The 21,431-nt window shown below is 62.7% G+C and carries 17 protein-coding genes; 10 read left to right on the top strand and 7 right to left on the bottom strand.

The window, feature by feature from the left end:
- Positions 1-5: 5 nt before the first annotated feature.
- Both BLP99_RS15355 and BLP99_RS15350 read right to left on the bottom strand, forming a co-directional pair.
- The gene (locus tag BLP99_RS15355) at positions 6-3,137 is read right to left on the bottom strand and encodes an efflux RND transporter permease subunit (RefSeq protein WP_092180726.1); all 3,132 of its coding nucleotides are present in this window, start codon (positions 3,135-3,137) and stop codon (positions 6-8) included.
- On the bottom strand, positions 3,134-4,327 hold the full coding sequence (locus BLP99_RS15350; protein WP_072458942.1) for an efflux RND transporter periplasmic adaptor subunit: 1,194 nt from the start codon (positions 4,325-4,327) through the stop codon (positions 3,134-3,136). Before BLP99_RS15350 ends, BLP99_RS15355 begins: the two co-directional genes overlap by 4 nt.
- Positions 4,328-4,531: 204 nt before the next feature.
- On the opposite strand from BLP99_RS15350, the gene BLP99_RS15345 reads away from it, so the two are divergent.
- Genes BLP99_RS15345 through BLP99_RS15325 form a run of 5 tightly spaced genes read left to right on the top strand, consistent with a single transcriptional unit; the run spans position 4,532 to position 9,092 of the window.
- The gene (locus tag BLP99_RS15345; RefSeq protein ID WP_231991071.1) at positions 4,532-5,353 is read left to right on the top strand and encodes a MipA/OmpV family protein; all 822 of its coding nucleotides are present in this window, start codon (positions 4,532-4,534) and stop codon (positions 5,351-5,353) included.
- A complete protein-coding gene (locus BLP99_RS15340; protein ID WP_072458943.1) occupies positions 5,353-6,039 on the top strand; it encodes a response regulator transcription factor in 687 nt (228 codons plus the stop codon). Before BLP99_RS15345 ends, BLP99_RS15340 begins: the two co-directional genes overlap by 1 nt.
- Complete coding sequence (locus BLP99_RS15335; RefSeq protein ID WP_243750386.1) at positions 6,002-7,372, top strand: ATP-binding protein; 1,371 nt, start codon at positions 6,002-6,004, stop codon at positions 7,370-7,372. Before BLP99_RS15340 ends, BLP99_RS15335 begins: the two co-directional genes overlap by 38 nt.
- Positions 7,373-7,386: 14 nt before the next feature.
- The gene (locus tag BLP99_RS15330) at positions 7,387-8,109 is read left to right on the top strand and encodes a TetR/AcrR family transcriptional regulator (RefSeq protein ID WP_207956433.1); all 723 of its coding nucleotides are present in this window, start codon (positions 7,387-7,389) and stop codon (positions 8,107-8,109) included.
- Positions 8,110-8,156: 47 nt separating this feature from the next.
- Complete coding sequence (locus BLP99_RS15325) at positions 8,157-9,092, top strand: alpha/beta fold hydrolase (RefSeq protein ID WP_072431200.1); 936 nt, start codon at positions 8,157-8,159, stop codon at positions 9,090-9,092.
- 45 nt (positions 9,093-9,137) lie between these two features.
- Here the strand turns inward: BLP99_RS15325 and BLP99_RS15320 are convergent, their stop codons facing one another.
- The gene (locus BLP99_RS15320; RefSeq protein ID WP_072398389.1) at positions 9,138-9,929 is read right to left on the bottom strand and encodes a helix-turn-helix domain-containing protein; all 792 of its coding nucleotides are present in this window, start codon (positions 9,927-9,929) and stop codon (positions 9,138-9,140) included.
- 136 nt (positions 9,930-10,065) lie between these two features.
- On the opposite strand from BLP99_RS15320, the gene BLP99_RS15315 reads away from it, so the two are divergent.
- From BLP99_RS15315 to BLP99_RS15300, 4 genes are all read left to right on the top strand, one after another.
- Positions 10,066-11,169, top strand: a complete 1,104-nt coding sequence (locus BLP99_RS15315; protein ID WP_072398390.1) for a polyamine ABC transporter substrate-binding protein — start codon at positions 10,066-10,068, stop codon at positions 11,167-11,169.
- A gap of 183 nt (positions 11,170-11,352) precedes the next feature.
- Positions 11,353-11,613 (top strand): hypothetical protein, encoded by a 261-nt coding sequence (locus BLP99_RS15310; protein ID WP_072398391.1) that lies wholly within the window; start codon positions 11,353-11,355, stop codon positions 11,611-11,613.
- Between the two features lie 499 nt (positions 11,614-12,112).
- Entirely contained in the window at positions 12,113-12,586 is a 474-nt protein-coding gene (locus tag BLP99_RS15305) for a (2Fe-2S)-binding protein (protein ID WP_072458945.1), read from the top strand.
- A gap of 12 nt (positions 12,587-12,598) precedes the next feature.
- Positions 12,599-14,839: a xanthine dehydrogenase family protein molybdopterin-binding subunit gene (locus BLP99_RS15300; RefSeq protein WP_092180723.1), complete on the top strand. Its 2,241-nt coding sequence runs from the start codon at positions 12,599-12,601 to the stop codon at positions 14,837-14,839.
- 110 nt (positions 14,840-14,949) lie between these two features.
- Here BLP99_RS15300 and BLP99_RS15295 read toward each other — a convergent pair whose 3' ends face one another.
- Positions 14,950-15,876, bottom strand: a complete 927-nt coding sequence (locus BLP99_RS15295) for a Gfo/Idh/MocA family protein (RefSeq protein WP_092180720.1) — start codon at positions 15,874-15,876, stop codon at positions 14,950-14,952.
- Between the two features lie 264 nt (positions 15,877-16,140).
- On the opposite strand from BLP99_RS15295, the gene BLP99_RS15290 reads away from it, so the two are divergent.
- Positions 16,141-16,569: a DUF2628 domain-containing protein gene (locus tag BLP99_RS15290; RefSeq protein WP_072398395.1), complete on the top strand. Its 429-nt coding sequence runs from the start codon at positions 16,141-16,143 to the stop codon at positions 16,567-16,569.
- A 75-nt stretch (positions 16,570-16,644) separates the two neighbouring features.
- Here the strand turns inward: BLP99_RS15290 and BLP99_RS15285 are convergent, their stop codons facing one another.
- The 3 genes from BLP99_RS15285 to BLP99_RS15275 form a co-directional block, all read right to left on the bottom strand.
- Positions 16,645-17,028, bottom strand: coding sequence for a hypothetical protein (locus BLP99_RS15285; RefSeq protein ID WP_072398396.1), 384 nt, complete (start codon positions 17,026-17,028; stop codon positions 16,645-16,647).
- Between the two features lie 86 nt (positions 17,029-17,114).
- Entirely contained in the window at positions 17,115-20,255 is a 3,141-nt protein-coding gene (locus tag BLP99_RS15280; protein WP_092180717.1) for a multidrug efflux RND transporter permease subunit, read from the bottom strand.
- 19 nt (positions 20,256-20,274) lie between these two features.
- Positions 20,275-21,429, bottom strand: coding sequence for an efflux RND transporter periplasmic adaptor subunit (locus BLP99_RS15275; protein ID WP_072398398.1), 1,155 nt, complete (start codon positions 21,427-21,429; stop codon positions 20,275-20,277).
- Positions 21,430-21,431 lie beyond the last annotated feature (2 nt).

Below are 21,431 nucleotides of genomic sequence, written 5' to 3'. Positions count from 1 at the left end.
TCCACTCATGACCCAGCACCTCCACCAGAAAGATCGGCATGCCCTTCCTTGCCCGCCATCGGCCGCCCGCCAAAGGTGCCGGTGAGTCTGCCGATCCACTGGGCGGCGTCGTCCACATAGGTAAAGACCACCGGGATCACCAGCAGGCTGAGCAGGGTCGACGTCATCAGGCCGCCCAATACGCCGATGGCCATGGGCGCTCGAAAACTCGGATCGGCCCCTATACCCAGGGCCACCGGTAGCATCCCACCCCCCATGGCCATCGTGGTCATGATGATGGGACGGGCACGCTTGCCACAGGCATCGATAATCGCATCCCAGCGGGAAAGGCCATGATCCCGGCGAGCGAGGATGATGTAGTCGACCAGCAGGATAGAGTTCTTCGTGGCGATGCCCATCAGCATGATGAGCCCGATCATCGCCGGCATCGACATCTCGGTGTCGGTGAAGAACAAGGCCACGAATGCCCCGGGGATCGATAGCATCGGCGCCGCCAGGATTGTCAACGGCTGCATGAAATCCTTCAGCAGCAAGACCAGCACCATGTAGATGCACAGGACGCCCGTCAGCATCGCCAGGCCGAAGCCGATGGCCAGCTCGCCCATGGCCTCGGCATCGCCACCGGAGGTTTGCACCACCCCTGCCGGCAACGTCCGCAGGCTGGGCAACGCCAGCACCGCCTGCTCTACGTCTCCCAAGGCTTGGCCGTTGAGCTCGACTTCGATGTCGACGTTGCGCATGCGGTCGTAGCGTGCGATTTCAGCCAGACCGCTGCCGATTTCCAGCGTGGCGACATTCTCCAGCGCTACAGGCCCCCTGGCCCCGGGAACCGGAAGCCGCTTGAGCACCTCGATGTCTGCCCGGGCAGCATCGGCAAGCCTTACCACCACCGGCACCTGTCGCTCGCTGAAACTCAACTTCGCGAGCGCCTGGTCGTAATCCCCCAGGGTAGCGACCCGCAGGGTATCGGCGATCGCAGCGGAGGTGACGCCCAGGTCGGCGGCGCGCGCAAAGTCAGGACGCACGATCAACTCGGGTCGCACCAGGCTGGCGGTTGAAGTGACCGCGCCGACCCCTGGAAGCGTACGCAGCTCGCGCGCTACCTGCTGCGCATGTCGGGTCAGCACCAGAGCGTCTTCACCCGCCAACACCAGCACGAAGTTGTCCGAACCGCCCATGCCGACCCCGACCCGCACTCCCGGCAACACGCCCAGCGCTTCGCGCAGTTCGCCCTCGATCTGTTGCTTGCTCAGGCCGGGGCGGTCATTGCGGTGTGCGATGCTGATCGTGAGTACGGCGGTACGCACGTCCCCGGCGGAACTGGCAGGCGGTTCGCCTGGATCATCCTCGGCGGCGCTTTTACCAATGGCGGTGTAAACCCGCTTTACCTGGGGGTTCTGTTCGACGATCCGGCGTGCCCGTTCGGCGAGGGAAAGGGTATCGGCCATCTTGCTGCCCGGAGCGAGTGTCAGCGTGACCTGGGTTTGCCAATCGTCATCGGCAGGAATGAACGTTCCTGGCAACGACACCGCGAGCATCAGGCCACCGGCGAAAAAGGCCGCCGCGATCGTCACCGTCAACAGACGATGACGCAAGCACCAGCGAGCCCAGGACAGATACAGGTTCATCCACCGTGAAGACTGTCGGTTCGACGACTTCGGTGCTCTGAGCAGGTAGGCCGCCATCATCGGGGTCAACATTCGCGCGACGAGCAGTGAAAAGAACACCGCAATGGCAGCTGTCCAGCCGAACTGGACGAAGAACTTGCCGACGGTCCCGCTCATGAACGCCGTCGGCAAAAATACCGCGATCAAGGTGAACGTGGTGGCTATCACTGCCAACCCGATCTCATCAGCGGCCTCCAGCGCGGCCTGATAAGGAGTCTTGCCCAGCCGCATATGGCGCTCGATGTTCTCGATCTCGACTATGGCATCGTCCACCAGCACACCGATCACCAGGGACAAGGACAACAGCGTTACGGTGTTCAGCGTGAATCCCATCCAGTGCATCACGGCGAAGGTCGGAATGGCCGACAGGGGTAGCGCGACGGCGACAACGGCGGTCGCTCGCCAGTCACGCAGGAAGAAAAACACCACCAGGATGGCAAGGGCGGCACCTTCGTAGAGCAGGCGCATCGAACCGTCATAGTTCTCCACCACCAGCTCCACCGAGTTGAATACCTCTGTGACCACGATATGAGGATGCCTGGCCTTGAGGGCGTCGAGGGCGGCCTGGACGCCTTCGCCCACTTCGACCTCCCCGGCGCCGCGCGCGCGCAGCACCTCGAAACCGACCACTGGCTGGCCGTTGAGCAGTGCGGCTGAACGCGGTTCGGCCACCGTATCGGCCACGGAGGCGATTTCGTCGAGCCTGACACGGCGACCGTCGCTCAGGGTGATTTCGAAACGGGCGATTTCTTCGCTCGACTGCACGTTGGCCAGCATGCGGATCGACTGTTCCGCGCCACCCAGATAGGCCCGGCCGCCGGACGCCTCCTGCTGCATCTGCCGCAGCTGGCGGGAGATATCCAAGGCGCTGGTATTGAGGGCGAGCAGTTTCACCGGATCCAGGTCGATGCGCACCTCACGACTGACCCCACCGACGCGGGAAACCGCCCCGACACCCCGAACCGCCAGCAGCGCCTTGCTGAGTTCGTGCTCGACGAACCAGGACAGGGCTTCATCGTCCAGGCGCGTCGATGCCAGGGTATAGATCAATATCGCCGAGCCGGCGATGTCGACCTTTCTGATCACCGGGTCCCGCAGGTCGGCGGGCAAGTCCGCGCGCACACGGGCCACGGCGTCGCGAACCTCGTCCAACCCTTGCTGGCTGGACTTCTCCAGACGAAACTCGACGGAGATGTCCACGGTGCCGTCGGACAGGGTGCTGCGAATGTGCTTGACGCCCTGCACCGTGGCGAGGGAATCCTCGATCTTGCGGGCGACGTCGTTTTCCAGCTGGACCGGCGAAGCGCCCGGCAATTCAGCCGTCACCGTCACCACCGGCAAGTCGATATCGGGAAACTCCTGCACTTTCATCATCGCGAAACTCATCAGGCCAACGAACGTCAGCAGGATGAACAGCAGAATGGCCGGTGTCGGGTTTCGGATCGACCAGGACGACACGTTCAGGCTCATGGCTGGCTCTCCGGCAAACGCAGGCTGCCAGCACCCACCCTCGAACTGGATGTCACCTGGTCAGGGTCGGGAGCCGGCAGCGCCTCAACGACCCGGACATGATCGCCTTCGTTCAGGAAGCCGCCACCGGCCAGGACCACGGGGCTAGCAGGGTCGAGGCCATGAATGATTTCGATCCGCTCGCCCACGCTGCGCCCGACCGATACCTTGCTTCGCATGACCCTGGCGTCCGGCCCTACGCGCAGCACGTAGCTGAAGCCATCGCTCAACAGTACCGCGCTCTGCGGCAAGGTCATCGCCCGATCGGCACCCACCTCGAATTCGCCTCGTGCGAACATGCCGGCACGGGCGACGCCACCGGCCGGCAGATCGACATAGGCCATCCCGTTGCGGGTTTGCGTATCCACCGTGGGCGCGATCATCCGCAGGGTGCCCTGCGCCACCTGGCCATCGGCCAGGCGTACCCTGGCCACCTGGCCGGGTTTCAACCGCGCAAGATCGGCGGCCGCGACTTCGGCCCGCCATTCGAGCCGCTGGCCACGGATCAGGCGAAACAGTTCCTGGCCAGCCGGCAGCACGGCGCCCACGGTGGCGGTTCGAGACGAGATGACACCGTCGTCCGGGGCCAGTACCTGGGTGTGGGCCAGTCGAAGGCGCCGCAACTGCTCGGTGGCCTCGGCGGACTTCAGCCGGGCCTGCGCGGTGCGCTCGGCCACCAGGTATTGGGTGATCTGCTGCGCTGACATCGCACCGTCGACCTCCAGCAAGCGCGCCCGCTTGGCATTGGCCTCGGCTTCGACAAGGGCAGCCCGCGCCTCCGCCGTGGCGGCCTGACTTTGCGCAAGCTCGGCGCCAGGCGTGTCGGGGGCAAAGGTGGCGAGCAACTGGTTGCGCCGGACCCGGTCGCCGACATTGACCTTGACCTCCGCCAGGCGCAGCCCGTCCGCCTCGGTCCCGATGCTCGCCTCCTGCCACGGCATGATGTCGCCGTTGGCATGAATCCGCACGGGAAGCCGCAACGGCTGCAGCGTGGTGACCGCGACCGAAAGCGCAGGCTTTGCCGCGGGGGCTGTCTGGCTGACATCCGGCGTGGATTCAGAGGGGCTCGTTGCAAGGGCGACGATCACCAAAATGATCGCTGCGGCGGTGCTCACGGCCACGAGAGCCGTTTGGCGGGAGATCGATTTCATGCGGGTGGTATTCCTGGACACAGCGCTGTCGGCGCGATGCTGATGGGGCTTGTGCGCAAATCGCTGCAAGGCGGCCACTATCCAGCGGGAAGCCTTTCCAGATCCTTACCAGGGACAAGGAGCGAAAGATGTCGCCCGGTAAGTGTTCGGTAAGACGAAGCTGCCGATCATCGCGGCGTCCTTATCCTCGCTCTGGAGAGCTGCATGTCTCTTTCACGCTTCCCTGCTCCGAAACGCTTGACGGCGCTGACGCGCTGCATGGTCATTTCAGCCGCTCTGGTTGGGTCGAGTACGTCCCTGGTGGTCCGCGCCGCCGAACCGGAACGCGCCGAAGGGAGTTCATCCTGGGGGCTGGGGATCGGTGCCGCCAGCAGCCAACAGCCCTATACCGATATCGATCGGGATAACCAGGTCATACCGCTGATCTATTTCGAGAACGATTATCTGGAGGTGTTCGGCACCACTGCCGAGATCAAGCTGCCGAGCCTGCGCCTCGATGACACTCAGCAACTGAAGTTCAACGCAGTGATCCACTACGACTCCAGCGGCTATGAGGACGACGACGCACGGATTCTCGACGGTATGGATGACCGGGACGGCGGCCTATGGGCCGGGGGGAACGTGAAATGGGAAAACCCATGGGCGAACGTCACGGCGCAGTGGACGGCCGACGCCTCGGGCAACAGCGATGGACAGCGCTTCACCCTCGGCCTGGACAGGACGTGGGAGCTGGGCGACCGGATCAGGCTCACTCCGCGGCTGGCCGCCGTCTGGCAGGACAAGGACTATGTCGACTACTATTTCGGGGTTCGCGACGAGGAAGCCCGTTCCGATCGCCCAGCCTATGACGGGAAGTCCGCTATGAACACTGAATTCGGCCTGCGTGGTACCTACCTGTTCGATCGACACCACTCGGTATTTCTCGACCTGGAAGCGGTACGCCTGGCCAATGAGATCAAGGACAGCCCGCTGGTGGATGCTTCTACCGAAAACAGCGTGCGCTTCGGTTACCTGTACCGTTTCTGATGAGCCGCATACTCCTGGTCGAGGACCACGAACGGCTTGCGCAGCTGATCTGCAAGGGCCTGGCCGGCGTCGGCATCGCGGTGGATGTGGTCGGCCGCATCGACACCGCCTGGGCGGCCGTGCAGCGGCTTCCTTACCAGGCAATGGTCCTGGACCGAGGGCTGCCGGATGGCGACGGGCTCGTGCTGCTGCAGAAAATGCGCAGGGTCGCCCTGGGCTTGCCGTGCCTGGTCTTGACGGCGCGGGATGCGCTGCATGATCGCGTCGAAGGCCTGGACGCCGGCGCGGACGACTATCTTCCCAAACCCTTCGCCATGGATGAGATGGTGGCACGGGTCAAGGCGCTGCTTCGCCGCCCCGTCCAGCTCAGCACCCTCAATCCCAGCCATGGCGACCTGACCTTGCGACCCGACACCGGCGTACTGTGCCGAGGGGACAGGAGCATGGCCCTGTCCGCTGCGCAAATGCAGATCATGCTGCTTCTGGTGCGCAATCAGTCCGATGTGGTGCGACGCAAAGCATTGGAGGCGGCAGCCTGGGGATTGACCGATGCGGTCACACCCAATGCACTGGACGTCGCCCTGCACCGCATTCGTCGTAAATTGATCATGGTGGGGTCGCAATACACCATCGTGAACGTCAGGGGACATGGCTATGCCCTGGGCACGCATGATCAGGTTCAATAGCCTCGCCGTTAAGGTGTTGCTCGCGTATGTCGCCGGGGCAGCGCTGACCACCGCGCTGGTGGTGCTGGTGGTGGTTTCGATGTCCTCTTCCCAGAGCGACCTGCTCTCGGGCGCAGAAGTGGCCGATACGACACACGACATGGTCGATGACCTGGTGTTCGACAGCCAGGGCAATCCGGTGGACCTGGACGTCACCGACTTCGACGTCGAATGGGTGTTCGACAGCCTTAAACAGGAAACGGCTTACCGCGTGCTGGACGATTCCGGCAAGGTCGCGCTGGCTTCCGCCAGCGAAGTCCAATGGCCGCCCTACAGCGCGGCCAGCCTGCCGCCACCGGAGCGCTTCGTGTTCACGCATGCTGACGTGCGGATGCACGGCGCCACCGCGGTCGTCGAACACGAGGGACGCGTCTGGTATCTGCAATTCGCCGCCAGCACGAGGTTCCTGCACCTGGTCTACCGGGCCTTCGCACTGCCTTTCACCGGGCTGGGAATCGCCCTGTTCAGCCTGGTGCTGCTGTTCGTCTTCGGCACCTGCGTCTACGTCACCTTGAAATACACCTTCAAGCCACTGCGCGACATATCGAACCTGGCCGCCGCCATTTCCCCCCGGTCCATTCACGCACGCCTGCCAACCGCTTCGGTTCCGGCGGAAATCGCGCCCCTGGTCGAGAGTTTCAACCACGTGCTGATGCGCCTGGAACGTGGTTATCGCGTGCAGCAGGAATTCCTGGCCAAAGCGGCGCATGAGCTGAAGACGCCGCTGGCCTTGATCCGTGCCCAGATCGAATTATTGGATCAAGGCCATGAACGCGGAGCGCTGCTCAACGACGTCGAGCACATGACCCGCCAGGTCCATCAATTGCTGCACCTGGCCGAAGCGAGCGAGATCCAGAGCTACCGGTTCGCTACGGTCAACGTCCGCGAAGTGGTCAGGGAAACCGTCGATTACCTGCAACGAATGGCCGACACGGCACAGGTGAAACTGCTCGTCGGCGGCGATGCCGACACACAGTGGCTGGCGGATCGAGGCGCCCTCTTCACGCTACTCAAGAACCTGCTGGAAAACGCTCTCCAGCATGCGCCTCGAGGCAGCGACATTCATATCGAAGTGGATGCCGACACCCTGACATTGCGCGATCACGGTCCGGGCGTGGACAAAGAGCATCTGGTGCATCTCTTCGAGCGGTTCTGGCGCGGGGCCCATCGGCGTGATCACGGCGCGGGGCTGGGCCTGGCCATCTGCCAGGAAATCGCCACGGCCCACGGCTGGACACTGTCCGTACAGCGAGCGGATCCCGGGCTACGGTTCCAGCTTATCCGGCAGCAGTGAGACGCCCCGGAGCCATGCATCAGGAGGCGCGGGTTCGCCTGGACCCGCCTGTCTTTCTGTGGGGGCAACGGTATTTTTTGTTTCCCCCCCTTTATTTGGAAACAAATGTTTCCTATGCTGTCGCCATGACGACTCAATCCGAAATATCCATCCGCCCAGGCCGCCCCCGCGAATTCGATACGGATGCGGTGCTGGACAAGGCAATCAAGCGCTTCAGCGAATATGGCTATCACGGCACCTCCATCGCCGACCTGAACGCCTGCCTGGGGCTGACGTCGGGCAGCATCTACAAGGCCTGGGGCGACAAACGCGGACTTTTTCTGGCGGCGCTCGATCGCTATATGGCGCTGCGCGCCGAAGCCATCGCCGCTCAGTTGCTGGACAGGCATTCGGGCCGCGACAAAATCCAGGCCTTGCTCACTCAATACGCGCAGCTGAGCGGCGAGATCCCGGGCCGCACCGGATGCCTGGTGGTCGAAGCCGCCGTGGAGCTTTCCCAGGCCGATATGGACGTGGCAGACCGGATCGCTGCACAGCAGAACAGGCGGGAGGCACAGTTGCGTCGCCTGATCGAAGAAGGGCAGCTCGACGGGTCCGTCAATGCACAGATCGATGCCGCTCCCCTGGCCAAACTCCTGCTGGCACTCCAGCAAGGCATGCGGGTATTGGGAAAGACCGGATCCAGCAGCGAGGCAATGTCTGGCATGGTTTTCGAGTTGATGCGCTTGCTCGAATGATTTTTTTGCCCAATTAGGAAACATTCAGTTCCATTTGAGGAAACCACATGAACACTCGATCAGCACAGCCTGATTTCGTCGGTCAGGATTTCCTGCTCCGCACCGACTTCTGGCAGCGTTTTCGCCATGCCAGCACACAGGTAAGTGACGTCAATATTCACTACGTCGAGGGCGGCGAAGGCCCACCCATCCTGCTGATCCCAGGTTGGCCGCAAAGCTGGTATGCATGGCGCTATGTGATGCCCCAACTGGTGGACGCCGGTTATCGGGTCATCGCGCTCGACCCTCGCGGCATGGGTGAAAGCGATGCGCCTGCCGGTCGTTATGACCTGGCCACTGTCGCCACCGAACTGCACCAGTTCGCCCAGGTCCTCGGATTGTTCGAAAACGGCCCCATCGATGTCGCGGGGCATGACGTAGGCACCTGGATCGCCTACGCCTGGGCCGCGGACTGGCGCTCGGACATCCGTCGCGTCGCACTGCTCGACGCGTTGATACCCGGCCTTTCAACGCCTCGCACCGACCTGCCTGTCGATGAGGCCAACCGACGCAGTTGGCACTTTGCGTTCAACCAGCTCGATGACCTCCCCCAGCTACTCATATCCGGGCGCGAAGAGGCCTTTCTCACCTGGCTGTTCAGGGCCAAGGCCCTTCAGCCCTGGACCATCACGCCTGAAGACATCGCCGTCTATGCACGCCAGCTTGCGGCCCCTGGCGCATTACGGGCGGTGACCGGCTACTACCAATCTGCATTGTCCGGCGAAGGGGTCGCCGCGAACCGTCGCCGCGCCGAGACGCCACTCGGCATCCCCGTCCTGGCCCTCGGAGCGCAGCGAGGTGTCGCGAATCACATCATCGATGCATTGAAGCCTCTGGCGGCAGATGTGCAAGGCGAGGTGATCCTCGATGCCGGGCATTACCTGCCAGAGGAAGCGGCCAACCGCGTGGCCGACCTGTTGGTTGATTTCTTCGGCAAGCCGTGAGGGAAATAGCGGTGCCTCTGCTCATTCTGCAAAGGCATACCGGCCTCAACTCAACGCCATGGCGTCCTGCTTGGAGGTAAAGAATCGTGCAAACAATTCGGACTGTGACTTGATATTCAACTTGGCGTAGATGTTACGACGGTGCACTTTTATGGTTTCCGCCGACAGGGAAAGCTTTCCTGCGATTTCCTTGTTTGAAAAGCCACTCAATAACAACTTGAGCACATCTTTTTCACGCACGGTGATCTGTGCCCCCAGCGAGGCGATGGTCTCTGGCCAGGGTGCTGGCTCGCCAGGATGTTTTGCCACGTCAACTTCAAAAGCCATGCGCTGGTGCATCAACGCTGTCACCCAGGGCTTGATGATATCGAGCGTCGTGATTTGTTCCTGGGTAAAGCGAACATTGCTGCCGAAGGACACGCATAGCGTTCTTTCGGGATCGAGCTTGACGTTGTATTGCGCCTCATCCACCGAGATGTACTGTTCAAAATACTGGTGGTAATACTCTGTCTCGAGAAAGTGCTCCGGCGCCACATCCAACATATGGAAGAAACCGGTCTGCGGATTTTCCCGATCGGCTATATAGAACGGGTCCAGCATGTAGAGCCCTTTTACATAGCGATGAATGAACGCATCGACTTCTTCCGTGTCGGCCACTTCAGGAAGGCTGACCACTTGAACTTGCTGATTGCTGAAAATCAATACGACCCAGTTATCGACCTGCACATGTTCATTCAAAAGACGGACAAGAGAGCTCCAGAACTCTGGACGATTCAACCGCATGATCAGTTGTCCGATCGATCGATGCCAAGCCAGGCTGTGAAGGTCGAGCGGCATTTTCTACCCCTTTAGGGTTAGGGATTCGTCGGGCGCGGATAAGTATTCGTAGGTATTTACTATTCGTCAATGCGGGGTATATTCGGTCCCGGGTTACGACGGCCATGAAGGCCATCGCCTTGACAAGGATAGTTGTATGAGCAAGTCGCGCCTGCGCCGCATTCTTTCAGCTTCGCTTCTTTGTATCGGGATAAACAGCTCGGCGGGTGCCGCAGAACCGACGATGTATCTGTATAACTGGTTCGGGTTTATCGCACCGCAGACTCCGAAAGAGTTCGAGCAGGAAACCGGCACCCGATTCCACATGGACCCATTCGACAGCGCCGAAATCATGCAGAGCAAGGTGATGGCCGGGCGTACAGGGTACGATGTGGTGGTGGCCACCTCCAATGTATTGCCAAGCCTCATCCAGGCAGGTGTGCTGCAACCGCTGGATCGCAACCAGCTCGGCAACTTGTCCCATGTCGACCCTGACATCCTGGCCCAACTGGCAGTCAATGATCCAGGCAACCGCTATGCCGTGCCCTATCTGTGGGGGACCACCGGCATTGGTTATGACGTGGACAAGATCAAGGCCGCCCTGGGCGACGATGCGCCGGTGGACAGCTGGGACCTGATCTTCAAGGAAGAGAACATCAGCAAACTCAAGTCGTGTGGCGTGGCGATGCTCGACTCTCCCAGCGAGATCATCTCCATTGCCTTGCATTACCTTGGGCTGCCAAGCAACAGCAAGAATCCGGACGACTACCAGAAGGCCCAGGCGCTGCTGCTGAAAATCCGTCCCTACGTCCTCTATTTCGACTCGTCGCGAATCGACGCCGACCTGGCCGATGGCAATATCTGCGCGGTCGTGGGCTGGGCAAACGGTGCGCTTGCGGCGCAGGCCATCAACGAAAAGAACAACACTGGTCGCAAGATCGCCTACAGCCTTCCCCGCGAAGGTGCGCTGGTCTGGTCGGAAAACCTGGTTCTATTGAAAGACGCCCCCCACCCGAAGGAAGGCATGGCATTCATCAACTACATGCTGCGTCCGGAAGTCATCGCCAAGACCTCGAATCACACCCTCTATCCCAACGCCAATAAAGACGCCACGGAATTCGTCGAGCAACAGCTGCGCGACAATCCCTGGATCTATCCGGACAAGAAGACGATTGCCACACTGGTTCCTCTCGAACCCCTGCCCTTGAAACTGGAGCGCATCCGCACCCGGGTCTGGACCAAGGTAAAGAGCGGCACTTGATCTGACGGAGTTGTCGTTGACGCCTCCTGCAACGCTTGAATCAGGCTCTGTTTGAGGCTTTTCAGACAGCGCCCAGGGTGGGAGAACCGCTGCAGTTCTGACGCGGCTATCTGAAGCCATGAACGTCACCCAGGGAAAAGACAGCCCGACGCCAGGGCTGTCATAGAGGGAAGGAATCCATTCATGCACCAAAGTAACCACCAGGGCTATCCGGAGTCAGACGACCGCAAGGCCTATAAGGAAATTGAAGAGCAAATCATCCATTGCACACCCGAACAAGCCTGGGCCATGTATTCCATTTCCACCGGAATGGTCCGACTCAACATCACCCAGGCAGTGAAGAAACTCATCGCCGCCGGGAACAAGGCGCTGCTGGCGCAGTTCCCGGAACTTGCCCCGGCCGCAACGGCCGATCACGAATCGAACAGACGCTCAACGCGCTGAATCCTGACAGTCAGGCTCTGTACGAAAAGTCTTGAGGCGAAGATCAGGCGAGGCGGTTTTCAACGCAGCCTGAACGAGTGTCAAGGCTTTCCGTACCGAGCCTAGCGCCCTCAGGAGCCCTGGATGAGGCGAAGCGGCTATCGACAACTTCGATTCGACTGACCCGCCAATTTGCCAGATCAGGCAATTATTCGAGAGGATCAGGCAATCCGGTCTAACGCAATGACTTCTATAGTGGGTTAGAGTCATTCACATCAAATCGGTATCTGATCGAGTCACGGCGCCAGGCTCTATACGAAAAGTCTTGAGACGAAGTTCAGGCGAGGCTGTTTTCAACGCAGCATGAGCGAGTATCAAGGCTTTTCGTGCAAAGCCTGATGATGCGGTGTGTCCACAGCGGAAGTGGGCCAGATTGACCTTCCGCTACCGGCCTCCCCTTGTCTTCAACACGCGTCGTATCCAAGCACTGACCCACTCTTGTCCGGAGAGCTAGCCCATCATGAGTGCACTCACTATCAACGGCCGTGAATACACGGTCGACGTAGACCCTGGAACGCCCATCCTCTGGACCCTGCGCGACACGCTGGGCATGACCGGCACCAAGTTCGGCTGCGGCGCGGCACTGTGCGGCGCCTGCACCGTTCACCTCGATGGCCAGGCCATTCGTTCCTGCGTGACGCCCATTGCCGCCGCCGAAGGCAAGCACATCACCACCATCGAAGCGGCCACCAACGGCAGCGATCCGGTCGGCACCGCCGTCCATGAAGCCTGGGTCAAGCACGACGTGGCGCAGTGCGGCTACTGCCAGAGCGGCCAGATCATGAGTGCCACCGCTTTCCTCAAGGCCCAACCCAAGGGCAAGCAACCCACCGCGGCTGAAATCGACTCAGCCATGGCCGGCAATATCTGCCGTTGCGGCACTTATGCCCGTATTCGCGCCGCGGTGGCTGATGCCGCCAAGGCCCTTGCCTGATCGGAGCTCGTCATGCTGAACGACATCTTTCCCGGTGAGGTTCCCCGCGCCTTGCAGCCTATGTTCGAGCGCGATCTTGCCGACGGCCCCACCACCCTGCCCCGTCGCAGTTTCCTGAAGATCGTCGGCATCGGCGGGCTGGCGCTGGGTGCCTTTCCGCACCTGGCCATGGCCCAACAGGCCGACGACACTGCCGGCGCCCCTCTCAAACCGGCCCAGCAACCGTCTGCCTTCGTGCAGATCGCCCCCAGCGGAGAGGTCATCGTGATCATCAATCGACTGGAGTTCGGCCAAGGGGTGCAGACCGCCCTGCCGATGATTCTCGCCGAAGAACTCGATGCCGACTGGAGCCTGGTGCGCAGTCGCAACGGCAACGGCGACGCCGCCTACCAGGACCCGATCTTCGGCATCCACCTCACCGGCGGCTCCAATTCGATCAAGAACAGCTACATCCAATACCGCGAACTCGGCGCCCGCGCTCGCGCCATGCTGCTTGCCGCCGCGGCCGCGCGCTGGAACGTGGACGTGGCGAGCCTGAGCACGCAATCTGGCAAGGTGCTGGGGCCTGGAGGACGCCAGGCAAGCTATGGGGAACTGGCCGAAGCCGCAATGAAAATGCCCGTGCCCGAGCAGATCACGCTCAAGGACCCCAAGGACTTCCGCATCATCGGCCAGGCCACCACCCGCATCGATGCCAAGGCCAAGAGCAGCGGCCAGCAGGATTTCGGCATCGACATGCACCTGCCTGGGCAGCTTACGGCCGTCGTCGCCAGGCCACCGGTATTCGGCGCGAAAATCAGCTCCCTGGACGACAGCGCGGCGCGTGCCACCAAGGGCGTGAAAGCCGTGGTGCGGGTGCCGCTGGATGGCGGTGCCGAAGGCGTGGCGGTCATCGCCGATGGCTACTGGCAAGCCAAGCTCGCCCGAGACGCCTTGAAGCTGGAATGGAACCTGGCTGGCTTGGAGAAAGTCGACAGCGACAAGCAACTGGTCCAGTACCGGGAACTCGCCGGCCAGCCCGGCCCGTTGCATTTCGAGGCCGACATGGCGCCCCTGGCCACCGCACCGCACAAGCTCGAAGCCGAATTCGTATTCCCCTACCTCGCCCATGCCCCCATGGAGCCCCTGAACTGCACCGTGCAGCTTGCCGACGATGGCGCCCGCCTGTGGGTCGGCACGCAGTTTCCCGGCGGCGATGGGAGCGTGGCCGCCAAGGTGCTGAATCTCAAGCCGGAACAGGTCCTGGTCAACGTGCAGACGGCGGGCGGAGGCTTCGGCCGGCGTGGTGTCCCCAGCGGCGATTTCGTCGCCCTGGCCTGCGAGGTGGCCAAGGCTGCCCGCGCCAGTGGGCTGGAGGTCCCGATACGCACGCTCTGGAGCCGGGAAGACGACATCAAGGGCGGCTACTACCGGCCCATGCACCTGCACCGCGCGCGAATAGGCTTCGATGACAACGGCAAGGTACTGGCCTGGGACCACGCCCTGGTCGGGCAGTCGATCCTCAGCGGCACCCTGTTCGGTGGCCGGGTGAAAAACGGCATCGATCCTACCGCGACCGAGGGCATGCGCAACCCTTACCCGCTGCCGATGCGCCTGACGGTCCATCATCCCAAACTCAACGTACCGGTGCTCTGGTGGCGCAGCGTGGGTTCCACCCACACCGCCTTCGTCATGGAAACCTTGATCGACGAAATCGCCCGCACCACCCGGCAGGATCCGGTGGCCTACAGGATGAAGCTGTTCGGCGACCAAAGCCCTCGCCATCGCACGGCCCTGCAACTGGCCGTGGACAAGAGCGAATATGGCAAGCGTCAGCTTCCCGCCGGCCATGCCTGGGGCGTGGCGGTCCATGAGTCGTTCAGTTCCGTGGTGGCCTATGTCGTGGAGGCCTCCGTGCAAGACGGTCGCCCGGTGCTGCATCGCGCCACCGCTGGCGTGCACTGCAACCTGGTGGTCAACCCGCGCAGCGTGGAAGCCCAGGTACAGGGCGCGGCCGTGATGGGCTTGTCCATGTGCCTGCCAGGCGGCGCTGTCACCTTGAAGGACGGGGTGGTGCAGCAGAGCAACTTCGCCGACTTCAGCGTGCCGCGCATCACCGACATGCCGGACATCGCCGTCCATGTCGTACCCAGCGCCGAGCCTCCCACGGGGATGGGTGAACCCGGCCTGCCGGCCCTGGCACCTGCTTTTGCCAACGCCATCGCGAGCCTCACGGGCAAGCCGCTACGCCAGTTGCCGTTCCAGCTGGCATGACATGAAAAAGGCTGCCGGACTCTGCGAGCGAGTCGCAGTGTCCGGCAGCCTCACATGGGGCCTGGCGATGACCTTGCCACGCCAATGGGTGCAGTGCCGTTGCCCGATCTTCAATCGTAGAACGGTTCGACCAGCGTCCGGCTGCCCACGAAGAAGCTGTCCGCCACCAGCCGCAAGGGCTGCAGGTCCAGGTCGCGGGCCTTGTCCGTGATCAACTGCCGGAAATGCCGATACACCGCCGGGTATTCCCCTTCCTCCGAAACGGCCTGGCGCACGCCATCGATACTCAACAACGCGCCACCGTTGTCCAGCCGCAGGACACCCTCGGCGCAGCGAATCTCGATGCTCCAGAGCTCATCATGACCATGGTCGAAATCGAACTCCGCCCGGACATCGAGGTGGCGTGCATCCGACATCCTGATGCTGGCGGCGATAGGTGATTGGCAATTGTCCGGAACCCGCAGCTCGGCAGATTCGACGAACAGTGGCAAGGGCAGCAGATGGGTCGCGATGGACAGCGCGTTGATTCCGGGATCGAACACACCCAGGCCACCCGGCTGCCAGATCCACGCCTGGCCGGGATGCCACTTGCGCACGTCTTCCTTCCAGTCGATCTGCACGCTCTGCAACGTCCGGGTGGCCAACCAGTTGCGAGCGGCTTCGATTCCCGGCGCGTAGCGAGAATGCCAGGCGAACAGCGCGCTGACACCGTGCTTGTGCGCCTGGCTCACCAGTTCCATGGCTTCGCCCAACGTGGCGCACGGCGGCTTTTCCACCAGGACATGCTTGCCTGCGGCCAGCGCTTGCTGCACCAACGCGAATCGACCCTGGGGCGGCGTGCAGAACGCAATGGCATCGACCTGCGGGCCGTTATCGAGCAACTGGCCCAGGGACTGGAAATTCTCCACGCCGGCGCAGGGCTTGCCCTGGGTAGCGACGGCCACCAGCTGGAAGGCGGGGTTGGCCTGGATGGCGGGAACGTGTTGGTCCTGGGCGATCTTGCCATAGCCCACCAGACCGAGACGAATCGGTTGCATCTGGGACTCCTGATTTTTTTGTACGCTGGTTTTTATTTAAGGGTCGGGCAGCAAACTAGACGTAATTGCCGTGCCAGACAATGGGCACGTTCCGAATGAGGGCGGGCCGGTGTGCGCAGGAAAGTGATACGGGTCACAGATCAGGCGGTCCCACGGGCAGGCGGTGGAGTATTTTTTCGCCCCAACGCTTATAAAGCTTGCAGCGCAAGCACAGGAAAATCCCGGAAGAACGATTGCCCCCTCATGGACCCCAAGGAGCCCCGGATGAGCACCACCGAACAGTTGCAAGATAGCGGCAAATACAGTGCCAAGTGGCAGGAGCGCTTCAACTTCTTCGACACCTACGGAGCGCCGAGCGACCCGCGCTACAAGGAAGCGATGAAAAAGCTGCCCGACTTCAGGACAAAGATCCTCATCAACGCCAACATCATCGCCTTCTTCTTTGGCCCGATCTATCTCTTCGTCCTGGGGCTGTGGAAGAAGAACCTGGCCATGATCGGCCTCATCATCGCCATCAACATCGCGCTGAGCGTGCTTTTCGCCATCATGGGCATGGAGGTGCCAAGGCCTCTGAATACCGGCCTGAGCATCGCGTTCTCCATGACCTACGCGTTGATGACCAACTACGCTTACTACCTCAAGGAAGTCAAAGGCGAGCAAGGCTGGAACCCGTTCCAGGGCATGCGTTTGTGATTGCACGCCGGTCCGCTCAAGCGCCCGCGCCCCGTAAAAAGGGCGCGGGCGCTGCACTTTGTGCAGTGAACAACCTCATCCGAACGCTTGACCAGTGTCCAGGTGCAACATCGCCCGGGCGTCGACGGTGAAGCTGTAACGCTTGTCCCGCAGGAGAACGACATCCTCCTCGCATAAGCGCCGCAGCACTTCCCTCACGCTGATGAATGACAGCTGTGCGCAAGGCTCGCCCAGGGCGGCATGCAGTTCACGCACCTCTAGGGCATGATCCGCCCTGGCCGCGACCAGCATGGCCTCGATCACCTTCAAACGAATCAGGCTGGTGCGCAGCCCATAGAAGCGCAGCAATTCACGGATACGTCGATTCGTGTCGCGATCATCCTCGGCAAGCCCTCGGCCGACGCCGAGGGAGGGTTGCTGTGGTCTGATACGCGGCAACGAGGCCGATGGGTCGTTCATGAGAAATCCTTTTCAACACCTACCTGGTAAAACCGGAAACGACCGCTCCCGGCCGTCGCGTTGCCCTTGTCAGCCTGCGGTGCGAGTCATGGCCCCGCTTCCCCGGGCACTGGCGCGCTGACCGGCCCCCGGCGATCACGTCGCCGTTGGGCGATGGACAGCACCCAGACGAAAAACACCGGGACGTACAGAATGCCCAGCACCGTCGCCGCCAGCATGCCGCCGATGACACCGACGCCGATTGCACGCTGGCTCGCCGCTCCGGCGCCGCTGGCCAACGCCAGGGGCAATACCCCCAGGATGAAAGCCAGGGACGTCATGACAATCGGCCGAAAGCGCAGGCGGGTCGCCCGGGCCGCCGCCTGCGCCAGGCTGACGCCCTGGCCATGAAGGGACTTGGCGAACTCGACGATGAGGATGGCGTTCTTTGCACACAGGCCGATGATGGTGATCAGCCCTACTTTGAAATAGACGTCATCGGGCATGCCCATCACCGTCACCGCCAATACCGAACCGAGCATGCCCAGCGGCACCACCAGCAACACGGCGAAGGGAATAGACCAGCTTTCATACAACGCGACCAGCACCAGCAAGACCATGGTCAATGCCAAGCCCACCAGCCAGGGGACCTGGTCGCTGGCTTGCTGTTCCTGCAGGGAAAGCCCCGCCCACTCCAGGCTGAACCCGGACGGCAACTGCCGCGCGATGCCCTGCAACGCCTCCATCGCCTGGCCGGTGCTGTACCCCGGCGCCGGCTCTCCGGAAAAACGCAACGACGCCGAGCCGTTGTAGCGGGCGATCTGCAGGGGCCCGACCTGCCACTCGAAACGACTGAAGGCATCCAGCGGCACCAGGCGCCCCTGCCGGTTGGGCACTTGCAGGCGCAGCAGCGCTTCGGGCGTCTGCCGGCTGACGCCGTCAGCCTGGATGATCACCCGCTGCATCCGCCCCTGATTGGCGAATTCGTTGATCTGCTCCGAGCCCAGGGCGGCGGCCAATGCCGAGCTGATCACGTCGAAACTCACCCCCAGGGCCTCGGCTTTTTCACGGTCGATGCTGACATTGATCTGGGGCGCATCAGCCAGGCCGTCTTCCGACAGATGCCCGATCTGCGGCGATGCCTTGGCGCCCTCGAGCAACTGGTCACGCGCCTTCGATAGCGCTTCGTGCCCCCGGCCCGCCAGGTCCAGCAGGCGCAAGTCGAAACCACCGGACGTACCGAGCCCATCCACCGGCGGCGGCACCACGCTGTAGAGCGTACCGTCGGCAATGTCCTCGAAGGCCTCGTTAGCCCGCTCGGCCACTTCGTCGCTGGCCTGGCCGCTGCTGCGCAACGACCAGTCCTTGAGGGTGACGTAGGATAGCGCCGCATTGGCGCCCTCCCCGGAGAAGCTGAAGCCCATGATCGCCAGCACGTGCTCGGTGGCCGGTTGCGCCAGGGCATAGTCCTCCCACGCCCGGACCGTGACATCGGTACGAGAGGCGGACGCCGCAGGCGGCAACTGGATATCGGTGACGATGTAGCCCTGGTCCTCGTCCGGCAGGAACGAGGTTGGCAGCCGCAGGTAGGCCAAGGCCAGTACCAGCAGCAACACCAGGTAGACAGCCATGCTGCGCCCGGACCGTCGGACCCAACTGGCTCCCAGTCCCTCGAAGCGCTCGGCCAGGGCATCGAAGCGCCGATTGAAGGCGTGCGCCCAGCGATGAGCGCCGGCCCGGCGGGTCGGGTCGTGGGGCTTGAGCAGGGTCGCGCACAGGGCGGGCGTCAGGCTCAGGGCGAGGAACCCGGAAAACAGGATGGATATCGACAAGGTCATGGCGAACTGCTGGTAGATCACTCCCACCGATCCGCCCATGAACGCCAGTGGCACGAATACCGCGGACAGCACCAGGGTAATGCCGACAATCGCCCCGCTGATCTGCTGCATGGCCTTGCGGGTCGCCTCCCCGGGCGACAGGTGCTCGCGGGAAATCAGCCGCTCGACGTTTTCCACCACGACGATGGCGTCATCCACCAGGATGCCGATGGCCAGGACCATGCCGAACAGGGTCATCATGTTGATGGAGAAACCCAACGGCGCCATGAGCGCGATCGTTCCCAGCAGGCAGACCGGCACGGTCACGGCGGGAATCAGCGTGTAACGCAGGTTCTGCAGGAACAGCAGCATGACCAGGAACACCAGGACCATGGCTTCGGCCAGGGTGTAGAGGACTTGCTCGATCGCCACATCGACGAAGTAGGAAGTGTCATAAGGCACGCTCAGGGCCATGTTCGCCGGCAATGTACTCGACAGTTGCCCAAGCCGCGCCTTGATCGCTTGCGCGGTCTGCAGCGCGTTGGCGCCGGGGGCCAGCTGCACCGACATGGCGGCGGCAGGCTTGCCGTTCAGGCGCGCGTCGAAACGATAGTCCTTGCGCCCCAGTTCGACCCGCGCCACGTCGTGGATTCGCACACTGGAGCCGTCGTCGTTGGCCCGCAACACGATATTGCCGAACGCCTCGACCGACTCCAGTTGCCCCTGCACCATCACGGTGGCGGTGATGTGCTGCTCGGCGGGCCCCGGCCGTTCTCCCGTGCTGCCGGCGGGCACCTGCACGTTCTGCGCGGCAATGGCCCGGCCGACATCGGCCATCGACAGGTTGTACGCCACGAGGCGGGCGGGATCGACCCAGATCCGCATGGCCCGTTCGGAGGTGTACATCTGCACCCGCCCGACACCGGCCACCCGGCGGATTTCGTTGTTGATGGCCCGGGCCGCATAATCCGCCAGCACCACGGAGTCGGCCTGTCCGTCGACATAGGACAGGGCATACACCAGGAGAAAGTTGGAGCGCGCCTGTTCCACCTTCAGGCCTTGCTCGATGACGGCTTGAGGCAACCGCCCGATCACTCGCTGCAGGCGATTCTGCACATCGACCTGTGCCATGTCGGGGTCGGTCCCCGGAGTGAAGGTGACGGTGATATCGGCCCCACCATTGGCGCTGGTGGACTCGTAATAGATCAAGCCCTTGAGGCCGTTGAGCTCCTCCTCGATCAGGCTGGTGACGTTCTGGCCGACGATCTGCGCGGACGCCCCGGGGTAATTGGCGCTGACACTGATCTGCGGTGGAGCCACGTCCGGGTACTGGCTGACCGGCAGGGTACGCAGGGTCAGCAGCCCCGCCAGCACGATGAACAGGGCAATGACCCAGGCAAGATTCGGACGATTGATGAAAAATTGCGGCACGGTTGTTGTTCCTTGACCGTCAGTGCTGGGCCTGTTGCTCGGCCAGCGTGATAGGGCTGACCTGGGTCCCGGCGCCGAGCTTGTCGGCCCGTTCGATCACGACCCGCTCGCCGGCCGACAACCCCTGGGTGATCTGCCAGTTGGAACCTTGCATTACACCGGTGCTGACCACCCGCTCGCGCACCACCGCGCCGCTGTCCACCAGCATCAACCGGGCCTGGCCATCGGCACCGCGCTGCACCGCCTGTTGCGGAACGAACAACGCCTGCGGATCGACGCCGGCCGGCGCCTTGACGCGCACATACATGCCGGGCAACAGCAGGTTGTCCGGGTTGGCAAATTCGCCACGCAGAGTGACCTGGCCGGTGCTGCGATCGACGGAAATATCGGAAAAGATCAACTTGCCATGTCGCACCTGGGGTGGGTCGCCCACCTGTACGGTCACCTGCGCCGAGCCACTGCCATCCTGGGTCAGGCGGCCGTCGGCCAGGGCTTGCTGCAGCGCCACGACTTTATCGGCCGATTGGGTGAAATCGGCATAGATCGGGTCCAGTTGCTGGATCCGCGCCATCTGCGTGGCCTCGTCCTGCCCGACCAGCGATCCCTCACTGACCAGGGCCCGGCCGATACGACCATCGATCGGCGCCCGCACCTGGCAGTACCCCAGGCTGAGCCGGGCGCTGTCCAGGTCGGCCCGGGCGGTGAGGCGATCGGCCTCGGCACTCTTGAGGTCCGAGACCGCGTCGTCGAAGGCCTGTGGGCTGATGGCATTGATCGCCACCAGTTCCTTGAAGCGCCTTGCCTGGGCCTTGGCCCGATAGACATCCGCCTCGGCCCTGGCCAACGCCCCCTCGGCGCGCATCAACGCGGCCTTGAACGGCGCCGGGTCGATGCTGAACAGCAACTGCCCCGCCTTGACGTCGGCGCCCTCCTGGAAGTGCCGGGTCAGCACCACACCGGCCACGCGGGCGCGCACCTCGGCAATGCGTACCGGCTCGATACGGCCGGGCAGCTCCGTGGTCATGGCCAACGCCTGCGGCTGTACCGTCAGCGTCTTGACCCGGGGTACCGGCACGTTACGTTCGTTGGATGGCTTCGGCTCGCCGCAACCGCCTATCCCTAGCACCGCCAGCATCAGCCAGGCGGGTTTCATCGAGGCAAGAACCCTGGGCATCG

The organism is Pseudomonas sp. NFACC32-1, assembly GCF_900101215.1.
GTDB lineage: Bacteria > Pseudomonadota > Gammaproteobacteria > Pseudomonadales > Pseudomonadaceae > Aquipseudomonas.
Note: the sequence above shows the minus strand (reverse complement) of the source record. Positions and strands in the feature narration are given on the sequence as shown.

Excerpts from the sequence above, each read along its gene's own strand:
- BLP99_RS15320 (WP_072398389.1), bottom strand. The coding sequence starts at position 9,929 with ATGCCGCTCGACCTTCACAGCCTGGCTTGGCATCGATCGATCGGACAA.
- BLP99_RS15350 (WP_072458942.1), bottom strand. The coding sequence starts at position 4,327 with ATGAAATCGATCTCCCGCCAAACGGCTCTCGTGGCCGTGAGCACCGCC.
- BLP99_RS15355 (WP_092180726.1), bottom strand. The coding sequence starts at position 3,137 with ATGAGCCTGAACGTGTCGTCCTGGTCGATCCGAAACCCGACACCGGCC.
- BLP99_RS15285 (WP_072398396.1), bottom strand. The coding sequence starts at position 17,028 with ATGAACGACCCATCGGCCTCGTTGCCGCGTATCAGACCACAGCAACCC.
- BLP99_RS15300 (WP_092180723.1), top strand. The coding sequence starts at position 12,599 with ATGCTGAACGACATCTTTCCCGGTGAGGTTCCCCGCGCCTTGCAGCCT.
- BLP99_RS15315 (WP_072398390.1), top strand. The coding sequence starts at position 10,066 with ATGAGCAAGTCGCGCCTGCGCCGCATTCTTTCAGCTTCGCTTCTTTGT.
- BLP99_RS15290 (WP_072398395.1), top strand. The coding sequence starts at position 16,141 with ATGAGCACCACCGAACAGTTGCAAGATAGCGGCAAATACAGTGCCAAG.
- BLP99_RS15325 (WP_072431200.1), top strand. The coding sequence starts at position 8,157 with ATGAACACTCGATCAGCACAGCCTGATTTCGTCGGTCAGGATTTCCTG.
- BLP99_RS15345 (WP_231991071.1), top strand. The coding sequence starts at position 4,532 with ATGTCTCTTTCACGCTTCCCTGCTCCGAAACGCTTGACGGCGCTGACG.
- BLP99_RS15305 (WP_072458945.1), top strand. The coding sequence starts at position 12,113 with ATGAGTGCACTCACTATCAACGGCCGTGAATACACGGTCGACGTAGAC.
- BLP99_RS15310 (WP_072398391.1), top strand. The coding sequence starts at position 11,353 with ATGCACCAAAGTAACCACCAGGGCTATCCGGAGTCAGACGACCGCAAG.
- BLP99_RS15295 (WP_092180720.1), bottom strand. The coding sequence starts at position 15,876 with ATGCAACCGATTCGTCTCGGTCTGGTGGGCTATGGCAAGATCGCCCAG.
- BLP99_RS15335 (WP_243750386.1), top strand. The coding sequence starts at position 6,002 with ATGGCTATGCCCTGGGCACGCATGATCAGGTTCAATAGCCTCGCCGTT.
- BLP99_RS15330 (WP_207956433.1), top strand. The coding sequence starts at position 7,387 with ATGCATCAGGAGGCGCGGGTTCGCCTGGACCCGCCTGTCTTTCTGTGG.
- BLP99_RS15275 (WP_072398398.1), bottom strand. The coding sequence starts at position 21,429 with ATGCCCAGGGTTCTTGCCTCGATGAAACCCGCCTGGCTGATGCTGGCG.
- BLP99_RS15340 (WP_072458943.1), top strand. The coding sequence starts at position 5,353 with ATGAGCCGCATACTCCTGGTCGAGGACCACGAACGGCTTGCGCAGCTG.